Source organism: Bacillus sp. jun7, assembly GCF_051034795.1.
Lineage (GTDB): Bacteria > Bacillota > Bacilli > Bacillales > Bacillaceae > Bacillus > Bacillus velezensis.
This window is the reverse complement of sequence record NZ_CP093219.1, coordinates 1,687,512-1,708,249: the sequence shown is the minus strand read 5'-3', so window position 1 is coordinate 1,708,249 and position 20,738 is coordinate 1,687,512. Positions and strand designations below refer to the sequence as shown.

Below are 20,738 nucleotides of genomic sequence, written 5' to 3'. Positions count from 1 at the left end.
TAATGAAAGAAAATCAGCCGTTTACACCGGTCAAATCCTATAAACCCTTCCACAGCCGGTTTGATCCCTGCCCGCCGATCGGAAGAAAATACTACAGAACGCCGCCGCATCTTTATATGCGGTTTCAGCCGTATCACTTGGAGCAGTTTTCTCCGATGGAGGCATTGAGAAAAGGAACCCTTTGGAAGGATCTTTACGATTTCTATGATAATCCTTATCGGGGGGGAATCGAATATGGCGAAAAAGATTGATGATGAATACTATCGGCTGCTGGAACAAATCCAGGCGGCGGACTTTGTCTTGGTGGAGCTGACGCTTTATCTGGATACGCATCCCCATGACCGTCTCGCGCTTCAGCAGTTTCATGAATATTCCCGGTACTCAAGGCAGCTGAGAAAACGGTTTGAACCTGAGTACGGACCGCTTCTGCAATTCGGCGTGAGTCAGGCCGGCGCTCAATGGGACTGGGGCCGCGGTCCTTGGCCATGGCAAGTATAAGGAGGGATCTGTAAATGTGGGTATATGAAAAAAAGCTGCAGTATCCGGTTAAAGTGAGTACATGCAACCCGATGCTGGCTAAGTTTCTCATTGAACAATACGGCGGGGCGGACGGCGAATTGGCCGCAGCGCTCCGGTACTTAAACCAGCGCTACACGATTCCTGATAAGGTGATCGGCCTGCTGACGGATATCGGCACGGAGGAGTTTGCGCATTTAGAAATGATTGCGACGATGATTTATAAGCTGACAAAAGATGCGACACCGGAGCAGCTGCGTGATGCAGGGCTCAGTGATCATTACGTCAACCATGACAGCGCGCTGTTTTATCACAATGCGGCCGGAGTTCCGTTCACAGCGTCTTACATACAGGCGAAGGGAGATCCGATTGCTGATTTATATGAGGATATTGCGGCTGAAGAAAAGGCGAGAGCGACGTATCAATGGATTATTGATATTTCCGATGATCCTGACCTGAATGATTCACTCCGTTTTCTGCGTGAGCGTGAAATCGTTCACTCTATGCGTTTCAGGGAAGCGGTTGAGATTTTAAAAGAAGAACGTGATAAGAAGAAAATTTTTTAAACGGCCCTCAAACATGACGGCTGTTTTTTTCCTTTCTGCGTTTGGTCTATAATAAAGGTGTCGAATATTCTGATTACAGGAGGATTTTATGACACCATTTACGATTACGGAGGAGAAGGCGGGGGCATTCCGGGTCACCTCCGCCCGGAAGGATGATGAAGAAGAGGTTATGGATCTGCTCGTGCAAGCGGCAGAATGGCTTCGCGATAAAGGGTCGAACCAGTGGAGCGGCCTTCTGCAAGGGGAAGATACCCACAATATGCGGGAGGCGATCGCCAAAGGGTATGTTTTTTTATTCAGGCAGAATGAAGAGCTGGCAGGCGTCGTCATGCTGCTTCCCGAAGCAAGCGGGTGGGACAGACGTCTATGGGGCGATGAAGGACATGAGGAGTCCGTATATCTCCACCGGCTGGCGATTAACAGGCGGTTTGCAGGCGCGGGGCTCGGCCGGACAATCATGACTTGGGCGGAGACGGGTGTGTCTTGTCCGGGAAAAACGAAAATCCGGCTCGACTGCGTGGCCGAAAACAAGGCGCTTCAGTCGTTTTACAGCGGAATGGGTTACGAATCAAAAGGGCTCGCGCCGGGTTATCATTTGTTTGAAAAAAAGGTGAGTAAATAAAAAGCTCCTTATGACGGAGGTGCAAAAGACATGGGGTTTTTTTATCTGATCTGTCTGGCCGCATTTTGTCTTAACTTTGCCGTATCGGCTGTGCTCCGTAAGAAATGGCCGAAAAAGATGTGGCCTGAGTGCCTTTTGGCGGTGCTGGGCCTGACTGCTTTCGGTACGGTTGTTTACAGCATTTTCGGTGTCGGCGGCTGGGAAGGAATGGGCTTAGGGCTTGCCGCGATGTTTGCCGGTTCCGGAGCGGCAGCCGGTTATGCCGCTGAGGTGTGCTTACGGGTCGTCAGATCGAATCAAAAACAGTAAGCAGAAGTGAAAAAACGCGGCCTCGGCTGCGTTTTTTTGTGTATTGCCGGCCGCTGTATAGAAAACAGGCGGATGTCCATAATGGTAATGACTTTTAAGAAGAAGGTGCGAATATGGGACATTTACTTACAGTGGCTTGGGAGTTAGTATGCGGTTTGGGTATTTTATTTGTGATTTTAAAATTGCTTGGAAAAACTCAATTCTCGCAAATTACGCCGTTTGATTTTATTTCCGCGCTCATCCTCGGCGAACTGGTCGGAAATGCGGTGTATGATAAAGGCGTCAGGATTATTGAAATCATTTTTGCTTCTCTGTTATGGGGGGTTTTAATTTATCTCATCGAACTGATTACGCAGAAAGTAAAAAGCTCCAGAAAGCTGTTGGAAGGCGAGCCGAGTATTATCATCCATAAAGGAAAACTGAAATATGATGTGCTGAAAAAGAATAAGCTGGACATTAATCAATTGCAAAGCCTTCTCAGACAGGCGAATTGCTTTTCCATACAGGAAGCGGAGTACGCGATTTTAGAAACAAACGGGATGGTCAGCGTCCTGCCGAAATTCCAATATGACACGACGAAAAACGGCGACATGCAAATAAAGCCGAAGCAGGTCTCTTTGCCGGTCACGCTGATTATTGACGGCGAAGTGCTGTATGAAAATCTGAAAGAAGCCGGGCTGGAAGAAAAGCAGCTGAATCAGGAGCTGAAAAAGCTGAACATCAAAAAAACGGAGGACGTGCTGTATGCGGAATGGAAGCCCGATAAACCGCTGTTTGTCCTGCCGTATGAGGAGAAAAAATAAAAAGAGCATTGCCCTGGGGCAAATGCTCTTTATTATTTTTCGTGTACGCCTGTTTTAACGGCTCTGACATGATACATACCGACATCCGTTCCAAGCATATAATCAGGTTTCGGCTTGCCTTGGTTTGCTTTGTGGGCCGCGATGTGGTCTTCGCTTTTTTCCCATTGTTTCCAATGGTCTTCAGACTCCCAGCGGATTAACACGACGACTTCTTCATCACCGCGGCGGACTTTTTTTTCCAGAACCGTTACGTCTATCAAACCTTCCTGCTTTTCAATCACGCCTTCTGAACTGAAGCGTTCGATTACTTTGTCGGCATGTCCTTCTTTTACGGTCATTTTTCTGATTTGCACAAACATCTGGCAGCTCTCCAATCATTTTCACGCTTTATCCAACATTTTAAATGAAAATGATTCTCAAAGTCAATTGAGATGCCTGACGGATTACGATTTCAGGAGAAAGACATGACCATCCTCATCTTTAAATTGCACGAAGCTGCCCCATTCCATTTGTTTCGGTTCATCTAAAAAGGTGATGCCGTTCTTTTTCATCTGTTCGTATGCGGCAAAGACATCTTCACACTCAAATACGATAGAAGCCTTCATATGCTCGGCCCCTTTCATCATCGATTTCGGATAAATAACCAAATGAGTGGCGGCCCCTTTGGGCGCTACCTCAAGCCAGAAGGCGCCCGGTCCCATCGGATGCTCGGCGACGGTTTCAAACCCCGCTTTTTCCGTCCAGAATGTTTTCGCTTTTTGCTGATCATCAGTGTATACGGCAACTGTCGCGATTTTTTTGATCATCATACTGACCTCCTGTTTCATTTCTTTTATAGTGTATCCTCCTGCCGAAAAAAGCAATCAAAAGCTTTAATGTGCCGGCTTTTTTTAATTTCTCTAGTGCGATTGGCGATTCCGATTTATAATTTAGACAAAAGTACATATTCTTGAAAGAGGAGACGGCAGTGAACAAAGACCAATTACTTCATGATTATATTATTACACATTCGGCAGAGCTGACGGAAAAATGGCTTAAGCTGAGACGGAAGCTGAGAGGGCGTTTTTATTCTGCGGATCAATTAAGCGAGGAAATGAAACGGCTGCTGATCGAGCAGCATACCTTTACAAACACGGTCATCGCAAGCGCTTTTTTGGAAGATCCGGCCGTTTTTCAGCATAACAAAGAAAAATGGGCCGCACAGGTAGCGAAAAGCAGAGTGGAGCAAGACGCGGAGGTTCATGAGGTCGTTGAGGCGATCGGCAATTCAAGAACTGTCTTTTGGGAGGCGGTCACCCGTTTTATGGATGAGCATCAGGACATTGTAACAAATGAGGATGCCCGCCGCTGGAATTACATTGTCAACGGCTCGTTTGATCAGCTGATGACGGATTTTACTGAACAGTTTCAGAAATTAATGATCGCGAGGCTGTCATCTCAGCAGGAGCTTATTTCCGAATTGAGCTGTCCGGTTATTTTGATCGCGGATACGATCGGCACTCTGCCGCTCATCGGCGCGATTGATACGAGACGGGCGCGTGTGATTTTGGAGTCGGTGCCGGAAAACTGTGTCGCCAAACGGATCACAAACCTTGTGATTGATCTGTCCGGTGTGCCCATTGTCGATACGATGGTGGCGCAGCAATTGTATATGCTGTCGAAAACGTTATTTCTCCTCGGCATCAGAACCGTGTTTTCCGGCATTCGGCCTGATGTGGCACAGACTTCTATCCAATTGGGACTTGATTTTTCAGAGTATCAAACTTACGGCTCCCTGGAGCAGGCGCTCGCCAGCATGGGTGTCACATGTGTGATCGAGGAAGCAAAAGCATAGAAAAAAGGTGCTCCGGCCAGAGGCGGGGCGCTTTTTTTGTCAGCGGAAAACAATTTAAATATTCTAAAACTTAGTTGACAGCTAGGGATAGTTTGAATTATTCTTATACACATCGAACCGGCACAAATAGCTGATCGTACACAAACGAAAGCTGGCCGTTCTGCCCAAATCTGATACCGGTATAATTGCCCATCAGTCAACTGAAGGCATATTATTTCCCTTTTTTGAAAGGGGATAATATGCCTTTTTTTATGCGGAAAAAGAGAGGAGAAATCAGGCACATGAAAAAAACAGCGGCATTTTTAGTATTGATCTTATTGGCAGGGGCGCTGTCAGCCTGTCAATCTGAGTCCGGCAGCGCGTCATCAGACGGAAAGACCGTTCAGCTGCTGAATGTATCGTATGATCCGACACGGGAGCTGTATAAAGAGTATAATCAGGCCTTTTCTTCCTACTGGAAAAAGAAAACGGGTCAAGATGTAACCGTTCAGCAGTCGCACGGAGGTTCGGGGAAGCAGGCCAGATCCGTAATAGACGGACTCGACGCTGATGTCGTAACGCTTGCTTTAGGTTATGACATTGATTCGATAGCAGAAAAAGCCCGACTCATTGATCAAAACTGGCAGTCACGTCTGCCGGATCAATCAACTCCTTACACGTCAACCATCGTATTCTTAGTCAGAAAAGGGAATCCGAAACACATCACTGATTGGGCTGACTTGGTGAAAAAGGACGTTTCGGTCATTACGCCCAATCCGAAAACATCGGGCGGAGCCAGATGGAACTATTTAGCGGCATGGGCATATGCCGATGAAACGTATCATCATGACGACACGAAAATCAAACAGTTTATGAAAGACCTCTACGGCAATGTGGAAGTGCTTGATTCAGGGGCGCGCGGAGCCACGACCAGTTTTACAGAAAGAGGGATGGGGGATGTGCTGATCGCCTGGGAAAATGAGGCCTATCTCACACTGAAGGAATTCGGCAAGGAGAAATATGAGATTGTCAATCCTTCAATCAGCATTCTGGCTGAGCCTCCTGTCTCTGTTGTCGACAAAACCGCCGATAAAAAAGGAACAAAAAAAGCGGCTGAAGCATATTTGTCCTACCTCTACAGCAAAAAAGGGCAGGAGATCGCCGCGAAGAATTTTTACCGGCCCCGCGATAAAGAGGTTCTGAAAAAGTATGAAAAACAATTCCCGCAGATTAAAACGGTGACGGTCGAAAAGGAATTCGGCGGCTGGAAAAAAGCGCAGGAAACCCATTTCAATGACGGCGGAACCTTTGACAGCATCTATGAGAAATAGAAAGAGGAAACGAGTATGAGAACGTTACTTTTCAAAAAAACAAAACCGTCCGTGATTCCGGGGTTCGGATTAACGATGGGATTTACATTTTTATATATGGCCGTTTTGGTTATCGTGCCGCTGTCCATGGTGTTTTTTCATACGATGTCAATGGGGCCCGGGGACGTCTGGCATATCATTTCTGAGCCGAGGGCCGCGGCTTCCTATCGGCTGAGCTTCTTGACGGCGGGCTGCGCCGCTTTGATCAATGCGGTTTTCGGCGTTGTCATCGCCTGGGTGCTGACGAGATATGACTTTCCGGGGAAAAGGCTGGCTGACGGCCTGGTTGATCTGCCGTTTGCGCTGCCGACCGCCGTCGCAGGCATTACATTAACGGCAATGTATTCACCGGACGGCTGGATCGGACAGTTGTTTCCTTTCCGTATTTCCTTTACACCGATCGGCATTGTCATCGCATTGACGTTTATCGGGCTGCCTTTTGTCGTCAGGATGGTTCAGCCCGTCTTAGAAAATCTCCAAAAGGAAACGGAAGAAGCATCTGCGTCACTTGGAGCTTCGAAATGGAAAACCTTCCAAAAGGTCATTCTGCCGGAGCTTTTTCCTTCTATTATATCGGGTTTCGCATTATCTTTTGCCCGCGCCCTCGGGGAGTATGGTTCTGTTGTATTTATCGCGGGCAATATGCCGTTTAAAACCGAGATTTCCCCGCTGATCATTATGACGAAATTAGAGCAATACGATTATGCCGGGGCAACAGCTGTTGCGGCAGTCATGCTTGTCATCACATTTTTCATTTTATTCATCATCAATGGATTGCAATGGCTCACCGCGAGAAAATACGCAGGAAGGTAGGGGATATGCCATGCAGCTGGAAACAGCGAAAACAGCGAAAACAGCCGTGCCAAAGCGGGAGATACGGGAATCACCCGTTGTGAAATGGGTGCTGATCTCAGCAGTTCTGCTCTTTTTGTCCATATTTTTAATTATGCCGCTTGCATTCATATTTATTGAAGCTTTTAAAAAGGGAGCGGAAGCATATATCCTCTTTGTCACGCATCCGGATTCCCTTGCCGCGATGAAATTGACGCTCCTCGTCGTTTTCATCACGGTTCCGCTGAATACGCTGTTCGGCGTCGCCGCGGCGTGGGCTGTGACCAAATATGAATTCAGGGGGAAAAGTCTGTTTATGACACTGATTGATCTGCCGTTTGCCGTGTCTCCGGTAATCGCGGGCTTAATCTTTGTCCTTTTGTTCGGGCTTCACGGCTGGCTTGGTCCATTTTTACTTGATCACCAGATAAAAATCGTATTCGCAGTCCCGGGAATCGTGCTTGCATCCTTGTTTGTGACGCTCCCTTTCATCGCCCGGGAATTAATACCGCTTATGCAAAGCTTAGGAAATGCTGAAGAAGAAGCGTCCGTTACCCTTGGTGCTGGTGGCTGGAGAACGTTCTGGCATGTGACGCTTCCTAATATCAAATGGGGGCTGATCTACGGGGTGATTTTGAGCGCGGCCCGAACAATCGGCGAATTCGGCGCCGTATCAGTCGTTTCCGGTCATATCAGGGGTGTTACCAACACGCTCCCGCTTCATATCGAAATTTTGTACAACGAATATCAGTTTACGGCCGCTTTTGCGGCGGCCTCCGTCATGTCGGTTTTTGCGATTATGACACTGTTTTTGAAAAACATCATTGAATGGAAAGCCGGTTATCGTTCTGTCAAAGCCGGATGAGGAAGGAGTCATTATGGAGATTACGATCGACAGTATTTCTAAGCATTACGGAAACTATCAGGCATTGCGGGATATCAATCTTCACGTCAATAATGGCGAGCTGGTTGCGCTTCTCGGCCCGTCAGGCTCAGGCAAAACGTCATTATTGAGAGTCATTGCCGGCCTCGAGCAGGCGGATGGGGGACGTGTCCTGTTCGGAAAACAAGATGTGACGGATACGCATGTAAAAAGCAGACATGTCGGTTTTGTGTTTCAGCACTATGCGTTATTCAGCAAGATGACGATTTTTGAAAATGTCGCCTACGGATTAAAAGTCCGTCCGCGAAAGCAGCGTCCCGCCAAAAAGGAAATTGCCGAAAAGGTGAGAGAGCTTCTGGCGCTTGTGAAACTGGAACCTTATGAAAAGCGCTATCCCTCGCAGCTGTCAGGCGGACAGAGACAAAGAGCCGCCCTCGCACGCGCCTTGGCCGTAGAACCGAACATTCTGCTGTTGGATGAACCGTTCGGCGCGCTTGACGCCAAAGTAAGAAAAGAGTTAAGGCAATGGCTCAGACGGCTTCATGATGAATTCGGCATGACAAGTATTTTCGTCACTCACGACCAGGAAGAAGCGCTTGATGTGGCCGACCGCATCGTCATTATGAATGAAGGTGCAATTGAACAGATCGGAACGCCGCAGGAGGTGTATGATCACCCCGCAAATCCGTTTGTGTACGACTTTCTCGGCAGTGTCAACGTATTTGAAGGAAGAGTGGAGGAAGGAAAGCTGATCACCGGAAACGCGGCAATACCTGTCGGGCATGCTGATCAGGACAAGGGGATCGCTTATGTGAGGCCGCACCATTTTACTGTAGAAAAAAAACCGTCCGGTCTGCATTCATTTGAAGCAAAGGCGGCTCATATCCGTTCCATCGGACCGTCCGTCAGATTGGAAGCCGTCCGTACCGACACAGGCCAGCACTTGGAGATTGAGCTCTCAAAAGAGCAATATGACGCCTTGGGGGCGGGCGTCGGCGACACGGTTTATGTCAAAGCGAAGGAAGTGAAAGTTTTCGCAAAGAAAACATATCCGAAAATTGTGTAAATGCTGTTGATTTCTGAATGAAAACATAATAGTATAATTATATATTTCTTATCAGAATAGTATGAATTAAAACACTCATTGTCAAAAGACGAACGGCCAGACATAAAGGGGGAGCATGATGACGTCCAAAGGAAACGTAGATCCGCATGTGATCGAAAAGATTATCAGTGCGCTGGAAACGCTCGATTTCGGGACTGTTCAGATTACGGTTCATAATTCCCAAGTGACACAAATTGATAAGGTGGAGAAATATCGATTTTCCCTGAAGAGCAAAGAATTAAAACAATCTTAAAAAACAGCCAATGACAGGAGGCGGTACATATGAAGCATTCAACTGTTCCTTTCCGGGAGAGCCGGTATCTGCACCTGCCCGAAGTGCGCTTTCTGCATTGGTGCACGAAGCAATACGGCATAAATAAAGGCGTGCTCAATACAATTGACGGCTGGTTTTATGATGCGGGCGTCATTCCGATTCCCGTCAGGCGTCTTTATGTGCTGGCATTCCTTGATTTCGTGAAAACGCCGGGGCAGAAGGGGAATATCCGATTCGGGCACGGCGGATTGACGAAAAAACTGCATGATTTCATGGATATGCAGGAGTGCGCAGCAAAACGTCAGGCCTGACATCCTTAAAATCTTCTTAAAATCATGCAAATTTCTCCCATTTTATTTATAATAGACCTATCACGATCATTTTTTGGGAGGACTTTTGACATGCAAACTGCTGCTTATGAGAGCAAACAATCTATTATGCAGCGCATTATCACGGTATTTGTGTTTACACTGTTAGTTGCGACAATCGGCCTGTATACGGGCCGGTTCATTCCGCCGGCATTGATGCTGCCGCTGTCGATCTTAGAGGTCGTCATGATCATCGCCGCATTTTGGCTGCGCCGAAAAAAAGCCGTCGGATATGTGTTTGTCTTTTCGTTCGCTTTTATTTCCGGAATGACGCTGTTTCCGATCATCAGCCATTATGCGTCCGCAGCCGGAGCCTATGTCGTATTGGAGGCATTCGGTTCTTCGTTTGTGATTTTTGCGGTGCTCGGCACGATCGGCGCTAAAACGAAAAAGGACTTGTCGTTTTTATGGTCCTTCTTGCTTGTCGCTCTTATCGCGCTTCTCGCAGTGGGGATCTTTAATATTTTCAGCCCGCTGAATTCCGCCGCCATGATGGCGTATTCCGTCATCGGAACAATTGTGTTTTCAATGTACATCTTATACGATCTGAACCAGATCAAGCACCGGGACATCACGGCTGACCTGATTCCTTTGATGGCATTGACGCTTTATATCGACTTTATCAACTTGTTTATCAACCTGCTTCGGTTTTTCGGGATTTTAAACAGTGATGATTAACCGCGCGGAAAAGGCGCCCTGCTGAGAGGGACGCCTTTTTATGTTCTGTCTCCGGAAAACAGCAGAAGCTTATCAAATAAAACTTCAAGCATTTTTGTCAATTCCGCTTTTTCTCCAGCAGTGAAGCTTTCCATGACTGCTGAAATGTTGGAGAAGTGGCCGGGAAGAAACAGCATCAGCTTTTCTTTTCCTTCCCTTGTAAGTTCGATGCTGATTTTTCGTCTGTCACCGGTATGCCGGCTGCGGTTTACAAAGCCGTCCCGTGCGAGTCCGTCGATCAATCCGGTGATGGTCGCTTTGGTGACATTGGATTTTTTCGCCAGCTCCGTCGGACTCAGGCTGTGGCCGGGTTCGTCAAACAGAAACATTAAAATTTTGAATTTCCCTTCGGACAATCCGTGACTTGAGAAATAATGCTCCATGACCTGATTCATTTTTTTAGACATATCAAATAACGTCAAAAATGTTTTCAATGATTCAGCATCCATATCGGCGTAAATCTCAGCGCGTCCGGCAATCTGCGAGTAATCCGGCAAATGTCTCAACTCCATTTTGTAAGCCTCCGTACCATTTTAGTGATTCAAAGTATAAGCTTGCCGGATTCAAAAGGCAACCTATAAAGATTGACAGTTTTTCAGCCTGTATAGTAAGGTGGCTAATAGTTAATGAATGATAAATAAATAGAGAAGGCGGTATCGTGATGAACCATGAAGTGAAAAAGATCATCATAGCGGGCGGAGGGATCGGCGGCCTGTCCGCAGCGATTTCTCTCGGCAGAGCAGGTTTTGAAGTAACCCTTTGCGAGGCGGCGTCCGACATGCGAAAAAGCGGAGCGGGCATTCTTCAGCCTCAAAATGCGCTTCGGGTGCTTCGGGAAATCGGTGTGTATGATGAATGCTGTCAACACGGCTTTCAAACGGAATGGCTGAAGCAGCATGATGAAAACGGAACGCTGCAGTTTAAAGTGAGTGAGGCGTTTTTAGATGATACATTGCCGGGGCGGAATAATATATTGCGGCAAACATTAAACGATATCCTCAGGAAGCATGCTGAAGCGGCGGGAGTCACGATTCTGCCCGGTAAAAAAGTCGTGTCTTACGAAGAAACGGCAGATGAAATAACGGTGCATTGTGGAGACGGAACCGCGATGACGGCTGACATTCTCGCCGGCTTTGACGGCATCCGCTCCGCTGTCCGCGATCAAATGCTGCAAAGGGAAGTGAAAACAGAGTATCTCGGCATGGGAGCGCACAGATTTTACATTTCTTTTCCCGAGCCGATATTTCATGATTCGACACTGATGTATAAAAAAGGGCAGACGCAGGTCGGGGTCGTGCCGCTGTCTGAAAAAACAGGATACGTATTTATCATCCGGCCGTATGACGCTGACTTCAGGGATGATGAGGACACGCGTTTTGAACGGGTGAGAGACTTGCTGCGCGGATTTCCGGGAGTGAAGTTTGTGACAGAGAATATGTCAAAGGAATATCCCGTTTTGTTTCATAAGATTGAGCAGATGGCGCTCAAAGAACCGTGGCACAGAGGCCGCGTCGTTCTGGGTGGGGATGCTGTCCATGCAGGAGCGCCGACATTGGCGCAGGGAGCGGCGATGGCGATTGAAGACGCGATTGTGCTTAGTGAAGAACTGCAAAAACACGAAAACTATGAAACTGCATGTCAATCATACTTTGAAAGACGGGCGGAGCGGGCATTACAGGTGCAGAATCTCTCATCTGAAATCGTCCGCCGCGAGATAAAGGGAACGCCCGGCGTCCAAGACATCATCGGTGAATGCTATCGATTGCTCAAAGAGCCTTATTAAATAAAGAAAGTCCAGAACATGGCGTCTGGACTTTTGTCAGTCTTGTTCAGATTTATTCCGTATCCGCTCAATCACCTCATGCAGCCCCTCAGGCTTGTGAAACTCCACCGGCGAACTGCCTTTTTCAAACGAGATCGTCTCCGCCTCAATGAGCGCGACATAGCGCCCGTTCACTTTTGCGAGATGGATGGATTCGCCGAAATCAGCCAGTAATCCTTTAATCTCTGTTTCTCCGACTTTCATTTTCAGCTCGGCTTCCGGCGTGTGTTCAATGATCTGCGCGGATGCCTCGATGACTTGATGGGTGTCGAGGCGCTCCTGAATTTCCCGCTTTTCACTCGCTTCCCAAATTTCAATGTCGTGCTCAAACTGCTGAAGCTCTTCGCTGTTTTCTTCAAAAGTTTCATACACGTGCTCCTGCACCATGTTCATGACTTGGTTTTTCATGATTTCCGGCATCGATTCGCCATATTCGACAAATTTGAGAAAATCTTCGAAATAACGGGCGTGCGAGGCCTGGTGGATTTTCAGCTCATGCTCTTCCGTCATGCCTTCTTCCGGCATATACGGATATTGAATGCTTTTCATGTTTTTTGTCGTGATGGCCATTTCGACCTTTTTAATGAGAGACGAGGCGTCTGAGATGCGGGCGACCTTCGGCTCGAAATCGCATTTCATCATAAAGACGAATTTGTCCTCAAAATATTTGCGCGGAACGGCCGATGCCACGATAAAAACACCGCCGCGCACGGCGCTCGTGTCAAGATAAGTACGGACGAACTGCTCGCTTGCCTCGATAAATGCTTCCTTCGTATCCGCAAGTCTGGCGCGGTTGAAAAGGTTGTAATTCGGATTTGAATCAAGCTCATGGCCCGGCTCCGTGATAAAATGGCCGATTTTTGTGGGGACCTGCTCGGATTGCGGATGCCGTACGGCTTTCCGTTTGACGATTTTCTTCAATTCCCCGTCAAGAAAATCCTTCAGCTCGCTTTCTTCAAATTCTTCCGTGTCAAGGGTCTGGAAATGTTTGAACTGTTTATTTGCCTGTTCGTCTTTTCCTTCCACTTGAATGACATAAAACGATAAAAACTTGATTTCAAAATCCATATGTGAACTCACCTTATTTCTGTATTTGACAAGCCTCTCCAGTATAGAAAAAACCGTTATTGATCGTCAATCCGGGGATTGATCCGTAACGGCGGATAATCGGCCGGTGAAAAGGGCACTGTAGTTGGAAGGAACGCATCAATGTGTAAGAAAGGGTGTTATTCATGAAGGAAACAGGTCCGATTCCGCAGCCGAAGACATTCGGTCCGCTCGGCAATCTTCCTTTGCTTGATAAAGACAAGCCTACAATGTCGCTGATCAAACTGGCAAACGAGCAAGGGCCTATTTTTCAGCTGCATACCCCGGCGGGCGCCATTATCGTCGTGTCCGGACATGAACTGGTGAAAGAGGTTTGTGATGAAGAGCGGTTCGATAAAAGCATTGAAGGGGCTTTGGAGAAAGTCCGGGCGTTTTCCGGTGACGGGCTGTTTACAAGCTGGACGCATGAGCCTAACTGGCGAAAGGCGCATAATATTCTGATGCCGACCTTCAGCCAGCGCGCGATGAAAGATTATCATTCGATGATGACTGATATCGCGGTGCAGCTAATTCAAAAATGGGCTAGGCTGAATCCGGATGAGGCCGTTGATGTGCCTGCTGATATGACCCGCCTGACGCTCGATACGATCGGGCTTTGCGGCTTTAACTATCGGTTTAACAGCTATTACAGGGAAACGCCTCATCCGTTTATCAACAGCATGGTGCGCGCCCTTGATGAAGCGATGCACCAAATGCAGCGTCTTGATGTTCAGGATAAGCTCATGATCAGGACGAAGCGCCAATTTCATCATGACATTCAGGCGATGTTTTCGTTAGTAGACAGTATTATCGCAGAGCGTAAGTCAGACGGCGGCCGGGATGAAAAGGATCTGCTGGCCAGAATGCTGAATGTGGAAGACCCGGAAACGGGCGAAAAACTTGATGATGAAAATATCCGGTTTCAAATCATCACGTTTTTAATTGCCGGCCACGAAACGACCAGCGGCCTGCTTTCCTTTGCCATCTACTTTCTGCTGAAACATCCCCGTGTTTTGGAAAAAGCCTATGAAGAAGCCGATCGGGTTTTGACCGATCCCGTTCCTTCTTATAAACAAGTACTGGAGCTTAGTTATATCCGAATGATTTTGCAGGAGTCATTGCGCTTATGGCCGACCGCGCCTGCGTTCAGCCTTTATGCGAAAGAGGATACGGTGATCGGCGGGAAATATCCGATCACGCCGAAAGACAGAATTTCCGTCTTAATTCCCCAGCTTCACCGTGATAAAGACGCGTGGGGAGACAATGCGGAGGAATTTTATCCGGAGCGGTTTGAACATCCTGATCAAGTGCCTCACCATGCGTACAAGCCGTTCGGAAACGGTCAGAGGGCGTGTATCGGTATGCAGTTCGCCCTGCATGAAGCAACTCTTGTTCTGGGGATGATTCTGCAGCATTTTACCTTTATCGATCACACCGATTATGAGCTCGATATTAAACAGACACTGACGATTAAGCCCGGCGACTTTCATATCCGGGTGCGGCCGAGAAACAAAGGAGCCGTTGCGGCAGCTCTCCCGGCGGCTGAAAAAGCGGCGGAAGACGTCGAAAAAGAAAAACGGGAAACAAAAGGCGCATCCATTATCGGGCTTGATAACCGACCGCTTCTGATTTTGTACGGCTCAGATACGGGAACCGCAGAAGGCGTGGCGCGGGAACTTGCCGATACTGCCGGGATGCACGGCGTCCGGACTGAAACGGCGCCTTTAAATGACCGGATCGGAAAACTGCCGAAAGAAGGAGCTCTCTTGATCATTACGTCCTCTTATAACGGAAAGCCTCCGAGCAACGCGGGACAATTCGTTCAATGGCTTGAAGAAGCCAAACGCGGGGAACTGGAAGGCGTCCGATATGCCGTCTTCGGCTGCGGTGATCATAACTGGGCGGCGACATATCAGGCTGTGCCGAGACTGATTGATGAGAAGCTTGCCGAAAAAGGGGCGGAACGCTTTTCTGCCCGAGGCGAAGGGGACGTCAGCGGCGATTTTGAAGGAAAGCTTGATGAATGGAAAAAAAGCATGTGGACGGACGCCATGAAGGCATTCGGTCTCAAGCTGAATGAAAATGCCGAAAAAGAGCGAAGTGCGCTGGGTCTTCAATTTGTCAGCGGGCTTGGCGGGTCTCCTTTGGCAAAGACGTATGAGGCGGTTTACGCATCCGTTGCGGAAAACAGGGAACTTCAGGCGCCGGAAAGCGGCCGGAGCACAAGGCATATTGAAATCACTCTGCCGAAAGAGGCTGCCTATCATGAAGGGGATCATCTCGGCGTGCTGCCGGTAAACAGCAAAGAGCAGGTCAGCCGTGTTCTCCGCCGGTTCCATCTGAACGGGAATGATCAAGTACTGCTGACGGCCAGCGGACAGAGCGCGGCTCATCTCCCGCTCGATCGGCCGGTCAGGCTGCATGATCTTCTGAGCAGCTGTGTCGAATTGCAGGAGGCGGCATCAAGGGCTCAAATCCGGGAAATGGCCGCTTATACGGTCTGTCCGCCGCACAAACGGGAATTGGAAGATTTTCTTGAGGAGGGCGTCTATCAGGAGCAAATCTTAACATCGCGCGTCTCGATGCTCGATCTCCTTGAAAAATATGAAGCGTGTGAACTGCCGTTTGAGCGATTTCTGGAGCTTTTGCGCCCGCTGAAGCCGCGGTATTATTCGATTTCAAGTTCGCCGCGGAAACATCCCGGGCAGGCCTCAATTACCGTCGGTGTCGTTCGCGGCCCCGCCCGGAGCGGTTTGGGTGAGTATCGCGGAGTCGCTTCGAATTATTTAGCGGACCGCCGCCCTGAGGATGGTATCGTGATGTTTGTCCGCACTCCGGAAACACGATTCCGGCTGCCGGAAGATCCGGAAAAACCGATTATTATGGTCGGTCCCGGCACAGGAGTCGCCCCGTTCCGCGGATTTCTGCAGGCTCGGGCAGCGTTAAAAAAAGAAGGGAAAGAGCTGGGGGAGGCTCATCTGTATTTCGGATGCAGAAACGATCATGATTTTATTTACCGTGATGAGCTTGAAGCTTATGAAAAAGACGGAATCGTGACGCTTCATACGGCTTTCTCCCGCAAAGAAGGCGTACCGAAAACGTATGTGCAGCACTTAATGGCGAAAGACGCCGGCGCTTTAATTTCCATCCTCGGCCGGGGAGGGCACCTCTACGTATGCGGCGACGGCAGCAAAATGGCGCCCGATGTAGAGGCAACGCTGCAAAAAGCGTATCAGTCGGTCCACGAAACAGACGAACGGCAAGCGCAAGAATGGCTTTTGGACCTCCAGACAAAAGGCATTTACGCAAAAGATGTTTGGGCGGGGATTTGACCGATGTGATGAAAAGGACTGGATGACTCCGGTCCTTTTTTTACCTCACAAAAAAAACCTTCAAGTTTTTCAGTCCCTTTGCATACAATAACTTCAGCCCGCCTGTTGGGCGGCTGTCTTTGATATTCATTTTTCGTTTTTAGAAGTTTGTGTTATTCTTATATTTGGTATCTCCTATTTTCAGACCGGGTCTGATACGGTACCTTTTAATGCCAGAAAAAAATGTGAAACGAAGAACGGATATCCTGCGTCTAATGGCTGGCGGGATAAGATGTTCAATGGGCATGACACGAATGATAAATATATCGTTTTTTAAAATGGTGTGTTTATGGGGCTGTGTGATGCTTTCGTTTTGCTCGGAAAGCAGGAATTGAAGCAAAAAGTAAGAATACAGATTTAAAGTGTTTAGGAAAGTAGAGGTTGCCATGAAGAAATTATTTTCTTACAGACTTAGTTTTTTTGTACTGGCTATTATTTTGTTTTGGGCCAAAACGTATTTAGCCTATCATGCTGAATTCAACCTTGGGGTGAAGGGTCCGACGCAGCAGTTTCTGCTTGTGATCAATCCGTTCTCAAGCGCCATTTTCTTTTTAGGACTGGCATTGTTTGCGAAAGGCCGCAAATCAGCGATTATCATGGTGATTATTGATTTCATCATGACGTTTATTTTGTATGCAAATATCCTATTCTATCGATTCTTCGATGATTTCTTGACATTCCCGAACTTAAAGCAATCCGGTAATGTCGGAAATATGGGAGACGGCATCTTCAGCATTATGTCCGGCCATGATATTTTATACTTTGTTGATATTATTATTTTAATCGCGCTTCTGGTGTGGAGACGTGAGCTGAAGGAATTCAAGCTGAAAAAACGGTATACGTCATTAATTATCGTGACGGGTATTGTGTTGTTCTTCGTGAACCTGGCGATCGCCGAAGAGGACCGCCCGGAGCTGCTGACAAGAACGTTTGACCGCAATTACATTGTAAAATACTTAGGCCTTTATAATTACACGATTTATGACGGCGTACAGACGGCGCAGACGGAATCACAGCGGGCATATGCCAGCAGCGATGACCTGACGAGCGTTGAAAACTACACATCGTCGCATTATGCGAAGCCGAACGCCGAGTATTTCGGCAAGGCCAAAGGCAAAAACATCATTAAGATTCATCTGGAGAGCTTCCAATCGTTTTTGATCAATTACAAACTTGACGGAAAAGAAGTCACGCCGTTCCTGAATAAACTCGCACGCGGCGGAGAGGACATGACGTACTTTGATAACTTTTTCCACCAAACGGGCCAAGGTAAAACATCTGACGCCGAGCTGATGATGGATAACAGCCTGTTCGGACTGCCTGAAGGGTCAGCCTTCGTGACAAAAGGGGAAAACACGTATCAATCGCTTCCTGCCATCCTTGACCAAAGTGAGGGCTATACAAGCGCCGTTTTACACGGTGACTACAAATCATTCTGGAACCGTGACCAGATTTACAAACATATCGGCTACGATAAATTCTTTGACGCCAGCACATACGATATGTCTGATGACAACCTTGTCAATATGGGACTGAAGGATAAACCATTCTTCAAAGAATCCATACCGAAGCTTCAATCGCTGAAACAGCCGTTCTACGCGCATCTGCTCACGCTGACGAACCATTATCCGTTTACGCTTGATGAAAAAGACGCAACGATCGAAAAAGCGAAAACGGGCGACGCGACTGTGGATGACTATTTCCAGACGGCGCGTTATCTCGACGAAGCGCTTGAACAGTTCTTTAAAGATCTGAAGTCATCCGGTTTATATGACAACTCGGTGATTATGCTTTACGGAGACCACTACGGAATCTCTGAAAACCATAACCGCGCGATGAAAGAAATTCTCGGCAAAGAAATTACGCCTTATCAAAACGCGCAGAATCAGCGTGTGCCGCTTATGCTTCGCATCCCCGGCAAAAAAGGCGGGGTGAACCATACGTACGGCGGTGAAATGGACGTTGTGCCGACGATCCTTCACTTGGAAGGCATCGATTCTAAGAAATATATTAATTTCGGCACCGATCTCTTCTCGAAAGACCATGATGATACGGTGACGTTCCGTAACGGAGATTACGTCACGCCGAAATATACTTCCATCTCCAATGTCGTATACGATACGAAGACAGGAAAAGAACTGAAAGGCAATCAGGAAACGAAAAACCTGAAAGCCAGAGTCACAGAGCAGCTGAAGCTGTCTGACAGCGTGATGTACAAAGACTTGCTCAGATTCCACAAATTGAGCGACTTTACGCCGGTTGATCCGTCTAAATATCATTACGGCAAAGAAAAGCTGAATCAGGATAATAAATAATAGAAAGAGCCTTACGGAATTTCCGTGAGGCTCTTTTTTTGTGTGTATCTTCACCAATCTGAAAAAAGAGAGAGCTTTTGGTCACAAAGGGCGCCAATCTCTCATATCTTACAGTAGATTTTGAAACCGGTGATAGAGAATCGGACAAATTATCGGGTTGGTTTCTCTTATACGGGCGGTTTCGAATCCAATATTCACAGAGAAGAGGGGTAGAGATGAAAGCAGTCATTCTCTGCGGCGGAAAAGGAACGAGAATGAGCGAAATCACCAATGAACGTCCCAAACCGCTCGCCATGATAGGCGGCAAACCGATTCTATGGCATATTATGAAACTCTATCAATACTATGGCGTGAACGAATTTATCCTGCTTCTTGGTTTCAAAGGAGAGATGATTAAGGAATATTTCTTAGATTATGACTGGAAGAATCACAGCATGACGCTGGACAGCTCTACCGGAGAAGTGCGGATATTGGGAACATCCGAGCCGTGGAAAATCACTTTTTTAGACACGGGGGAACACACGCAGACAGCGGGGCGGCTTTTACAGGCGAAGGACATCATCGGTGATGAAACCTTTCTTATGACGTACGGGGACGGACTGGCCAACATCAACCTGTTTCATCTGATCAGCTATCATCAATCAAAAGGGACTGCGGCGACCGTCACCGGTATAGAAAAGACCTCGCAATTCGGAACGCTGACGGTTGAAGACGGTATGGCGAAAAGCTTTTCTGAAAAAACCTCAAGTGACGGCATCATCAACGGCGGATTTTTCGTGCTCAGCCCGAAGGTATTTGATTATCTGCCGAAAGACAGAGACGTCATGTTTGAAGAAGAACCGCTGAAGGAGCTGGCAAAGGACGGCGAATTGGCGGTATACCGGCATTACGGTTTCTGGACGGCGATCGATACGTATAAAAACCTGCTGGAAATCAACAAGATGTGGGACCGGGGACAACATGTATGGAAGGTATGGTGATCAAGTTTGAGTTTCTGGAAAAATAAAAATGTGTTTGTGACGGGATGTACAGGTCTTTTAGGAAGCTGCTTGGTGAAGGAACTGATCGATCAGGGGGCTAATGTGACGGGACTTGTCCGTGACACTGTGCCCAAGTCGAACCTGTATCAGGGAGAACAAGTGAAGCAAATGAATATCGTGCACGGCGCGCTTGAAGATCTGGATGTGATTGAGCGGGCGCTGGGCGAATATGAAATTGACACGGTCTTTCATTTAGCCGCTCAGGCGATCGTCGGCGTCGCAAACCGCAATCCGATTTCCACATTTGAAGCCAATATTCTCGGCACATGGAACATCCTTGAAGCGTGCCGCAGGCATCCGCTCATCAAACGGGTGATCGTCGCGTCCAGTGATAAAGCGTACGGCGACCAGCCGACACTGCCGTACGATGAAAACATGCCTCTTCAGGGCAAACATCCGTATGACGTATCAAAAAGCTGTGCCGATTTGTTAAGCCACACATATTTTAATACGTACGGACTTCCGGTCTGTATTACGCGCTGCGGCAACTTGTACGGCGGCGGGGATTTGAACTTCAACCGGATTATTCCGCAGACGATTCAGCTCGTGCTGAACGGTGAAGCGCCGGAAATCCGCAGCGACGGCACATTTATCCGTGATTATTTTTACATCGAGGATGCGGTCGAGGCATACCTTTTGCTGGCAGAAAAGATGGAGGAGCTCAATCTTGCGGGAGAAGCGTTCAACTTCAGCAATGAGATTCAGCTGACGGTGCTGGAACTTGTAGAAAAAATTCTTAAGGCGATGGACAGTGACCTCAAGCCGAAAGTGCTTAACCAGGGAAGCCACGAAATCAAGCACCAATATTTATCAGCGGAAAAGGCGAGGAAGCTTCTGAATTGGACGCCCGCGCATACCATTGATGAAGGATTAGAAAAAACGATCGAATGGTATAAAGCCTTTTTTCAAAAGTAACAGAAACAGAGG

General features: G+C 47.8%; 23 protein-coding genes. 19 read left to right on the top strand and 4 right to left on the bottom strand.

Going from position 1 to position 20,738, the window contains the following annotated elements; all coding sequences use genetic code 11:
• Positions 1-2 precede the first annotated feature (2 nt).
• From cotJA to MJQ52_RS08015, 6 genes are all read left to right on the top strand, one after another.
• Positions 3-251, top strand: coding sequence for a spore coat-associated protein CotJA (gene cotJA / locus MJQ52_RS08040; RefSeq protein ID WP_003155704.1), 249 nt, complete (start codon positions 3-5; stop codon positions 249-251).
• On the top strand, positions 235-498 hold the full coding sequence (gene cotJB / locus MJQ52_RS08035; RefSeq protein ID WP_003155702.1) for a spore coat protein CotJB: 264 nt from the start codon (positions 235-237) through the stop codon (positions 496-498). Before cotJA ends, cotJB begins: the two co-directional genes overlap by 17 nt.
• 14 nt (positions 499-512) lie before the next feature.
• Positions 513-1,082 (top strand): spore coat protein CotJC, encoded by a 570-nt coding sequence (gene cotJC / locus MJQ52_RS08030; RefSeq protein WP_003155700.1) that lies wholly within the window; start codon positions 513-515, stop codon positions 1,080-1,082.
• 88 nt (positions 1,083-1,170) lie between these two features.
• Positions 1,171-1,704: a GNAT family N-acetyltransferase gene (locus tag MJQ52_RS08025; RefSeq protein ID WP_060674483.1), complete on the top strand. Its 534-nt coding sequence runs from the start codon at positions 1,171-1,173 to the stop codon at positions 1,702-1,704.
• Positions 1,705-1,734: 30 nt separating this feature from the next.
• Entirely contained in the window at positions 1,735-2,013 is a 279-nt protein-coding gene (locus MJQ52_RS08020) for a YesK-like family protein (protein WP_017419062.1), read from the top strand.
• A 113-nt stretch (positions 2,014-2,126) separates the two neighbouring features.
• Positions 2,127-2,816: a YetF domain-containing protein gene (locus tag MJQ52_RS08015; RefSeq protein WP_024084984.1), complete on the top strand. Its 690-nt coding sequence runs from the start codon at positions 2,127-2,129 to the stop codon at positions 2,814-2,816.
• Between the two features lie 32 nt (positions 2,817-2,848).
• On the opposite strand, the gene hmoA is transcribed toward MJQ52_RS08015, so the two are convergent.
• Together hmoA and MJQ52_RS08005 are read right to left on the bottom strand one after the other, a co-directional pair.
• Positions 2,849-3,175 (bottom strand): heme-degrading oxygenase HmoA, encoded by a 327-nt coding sequence (gene hmoA / locus MJQ52_RS08010; RefSeq protein WP_003155696.1) that lies wholly within the window; start codon positions 3,173-3,175, stop codon positions 2,849-2,851.
• Between the two features lie 84 nt (positions 3,176-3,259).
• Positions 3,260-3,622, bottom strand: a complete 363-nt coding sequence (locus MJQ52_RS08005) for a VOC family protein (RefSeq protein ID WP_007408938.1) — start codon at positions 3,620-3,622, stop codon at positions 3,260-3,262.
• A 161-nt stretch (positions 3,623-3,783) separates the two neighbouring features.
• Here MJQ52_RS08005 and MJQ52_RS08000 point away from each other — a divergent pair, with 161 nt between their 5' ends.
• The 8 genes from MJQ52_RS08000 (at position 3,784) to MJQ52_RS07965 (ending at position 10,138) form a co-directional block, all read left to right on the top strand.
• The gene (locus MJQ52_RS08000) at positions 3,784-4,650 is read left to right on the top strand and encodes an STAS domain-containing protein (protein ID WP_063174331.1); all 867 of its coding nucleotides are present in this window, start codon (positions 3,784-3,786) and stop codon (positions 4,648-4,650) included.
• Between the two features lie 281 nt (positions 4,651-4,931).
• On the top strand, positions 4,932-5,960 hold the full coding sequence (locus MJQ52_RS07995; protein ID WP_063174337.1) for a sulfate ABC transporter substrate-binding protein: 1,029 nt from the start codon (positions 4,932-4,934) through the stop codon (positions 5,958-5,960).
• Positions 5,961-5,975: 15 nt separating this feature from the next.
• Entirely contained in the window at positions 5,976-6,812 is an 837-nt protein-coding gene (gene cysT / locus MJQ52_RS07990) for a sulfate ABC transporter permease subunit CysT (protein ID WP_060674487.1), read from the top strand.
• 10 nt (positions 6,813-6,822) lie between these two features.
• A complete protein-coding gene (gene cysW, locus MJQ52_RS07985; protein WP_094247180.1) occupies positions 6,823-7,695 on the top strand; it encodes a sulfate ABC transporter permease subunit CysW in 873 nt (290 codons plus the stop codon).
• A gap of 13 nt (positions 7,696-7,708) precedes the next feature.
• Entirely contained in the window at positions 7,709-8,779 is a 1,071-nt protein-coding gene (locus MJQ52_RS07980) for a sulfate/molybdate ABC transporter ATP-binding protein (protein WP_094247179.1), read from the top strand.
• 118 nt (positions 8,780-8,897) lie between these two features.
• Positions 8,898-9,071 (top strand): YezD family protein, encoded by a 174-nt coding sequence (locus MJQ52_RS07975; RefSeq protein WP_070081483.1) that lies wholly within the window; start codon positions 8,898-8,900, stop codon positions 9,069-9,071.
• Positions 9,072-9,100: 29 nt separating this feature from the next.
• Positions 9,101-9,403, top strand: coding sequence for a hypothetical protein (locus MJQ52_RS07970; protein WP_003155691.1), 303 nt, complete (start codon positions 9,101-9,103; stop codon positions 9,401-9,403).
• A 90-nt stretch (positions 9,404-9,493) separates the two neighbouring features.
• Positions 9,494-10,138, top strand: coding sequence for a Bax inhibitor-1/YccA family protein (locus tag MJQ52_RS07965; protein ID WP_094247178.1), 645 nt, complete (start codon positions 9,494-9,496; stop codon positions 10,136-10,138).
• 38 nt (positions 10,139-10,176) lie between these two features.
• Here MJQ52_RS07965 and MJQ52_RS07960 read toward each other — a convergent pair whose 3' ends face one another.
• The gene (locus MJQ52_RS07960; protein ID WP_060674495.1) at positions 10,177-10,689 is read right to left on the bottom strand and encodes a MarR family winged helix-turn-helix transcriptional regulator; all 513 of its coding nucleotides are present in this window, start codon (positions 10,687-10,689) and stop codon (positions 10,177-10,179) included.
• Positions 10,690-10,838: 149 nt separating this feature from the next.
• Here MJQ52_RS07960 and MJQ52_RS07955 point away from each other — a divergent pair, with 149 nt between their 5' ends.
• Positions 10,839-11,960 (top strand): FAD-dependent oxidoreductase, encoded by a 1,122-nt coding sequence (locus tag MJQ52_RS07955; RefSeq protein WP_094247177.1) that lies wholly within the window; start codon positions 10,839-10,841, stop codon positions 11,958-11,960.
• A 36-nt stretch (positions 11,961-11,996) separates the two neighbouring features.
• Here the strand turns inward: MJQ52_RS07955 and MJQ52_RS07950 are convergent, their stop codons facing one another.
• Positions 11,997-13,067, bottom strand: a complete 1,071-nt coding sequence (locus tag MJQ52_RS07950) for a DUF3900 domain-containing protein (protein WP_094247176.1) — start codon at positions 13,065-13,067, stop codon at positions 11,997-11,999.
• A 164-nt stretch (positions 13,068-13,231) separates the two neighbouring features.
• Between MJQ52_RS07950 and MJQ52_RS07945 the strand changes: the two genes are divergently transcribed.
• From MJQ52_RS07945 to MJQ52_RS07930, 4 genes are all read left to right on the top strand, one after another.
• Positions 13,232-16,417: a bifunctional cytochrome P450/NADPH--P450 reductase gene (locus tag MJQ52_RS07945; RefSeq protein WP_094247175.1), complete on the top strand. Its 3,186-nt coding sequence runs from the start codon at positions 13,232-13,234 to the stop codon at positions 16,415-16,417.
• 425 nt (positions 16,418-16,842) lie between these two features.
• On the top strand, positions 16,843-18,771 hold the full coding sequence (locus tag MJQ52_RS07940; protein ID WP_003155677.1) for an LTA synthase family protein: 1,929 nt from the start codon (positions 16,843-16,845) through the stop codon (positions 18,769-18,771).
• Between the two features lie 215 nt (positions 18,772-18,986).
• On the top strand, positions 18,987-19,751 hold the full coding sequence (locus MJQ52_RS07935; RefSeq protein WP_094247174.1) for a glucose-1-phosphate cytidylyltransferase: 765 nt from the start codon (positions 18,987-18,989) through the stop codon (positions 19,749-19,751).
• Between the two features lie 6 nt (positions 19,752-19,757).
• Complete coding sequence (locus tag MJQ52_RS07930) at positions 19,758-20,726, top strand: GDP-mannose 4,6-dehydratase (RefSeq protein ID WP_032865771.1); 969 nt, start codon at positions 19,758-19,760, stop codon at positions 20,724-20,726.
• Positions 20,727-20,738: the final 12 nt, after the last annotated feature.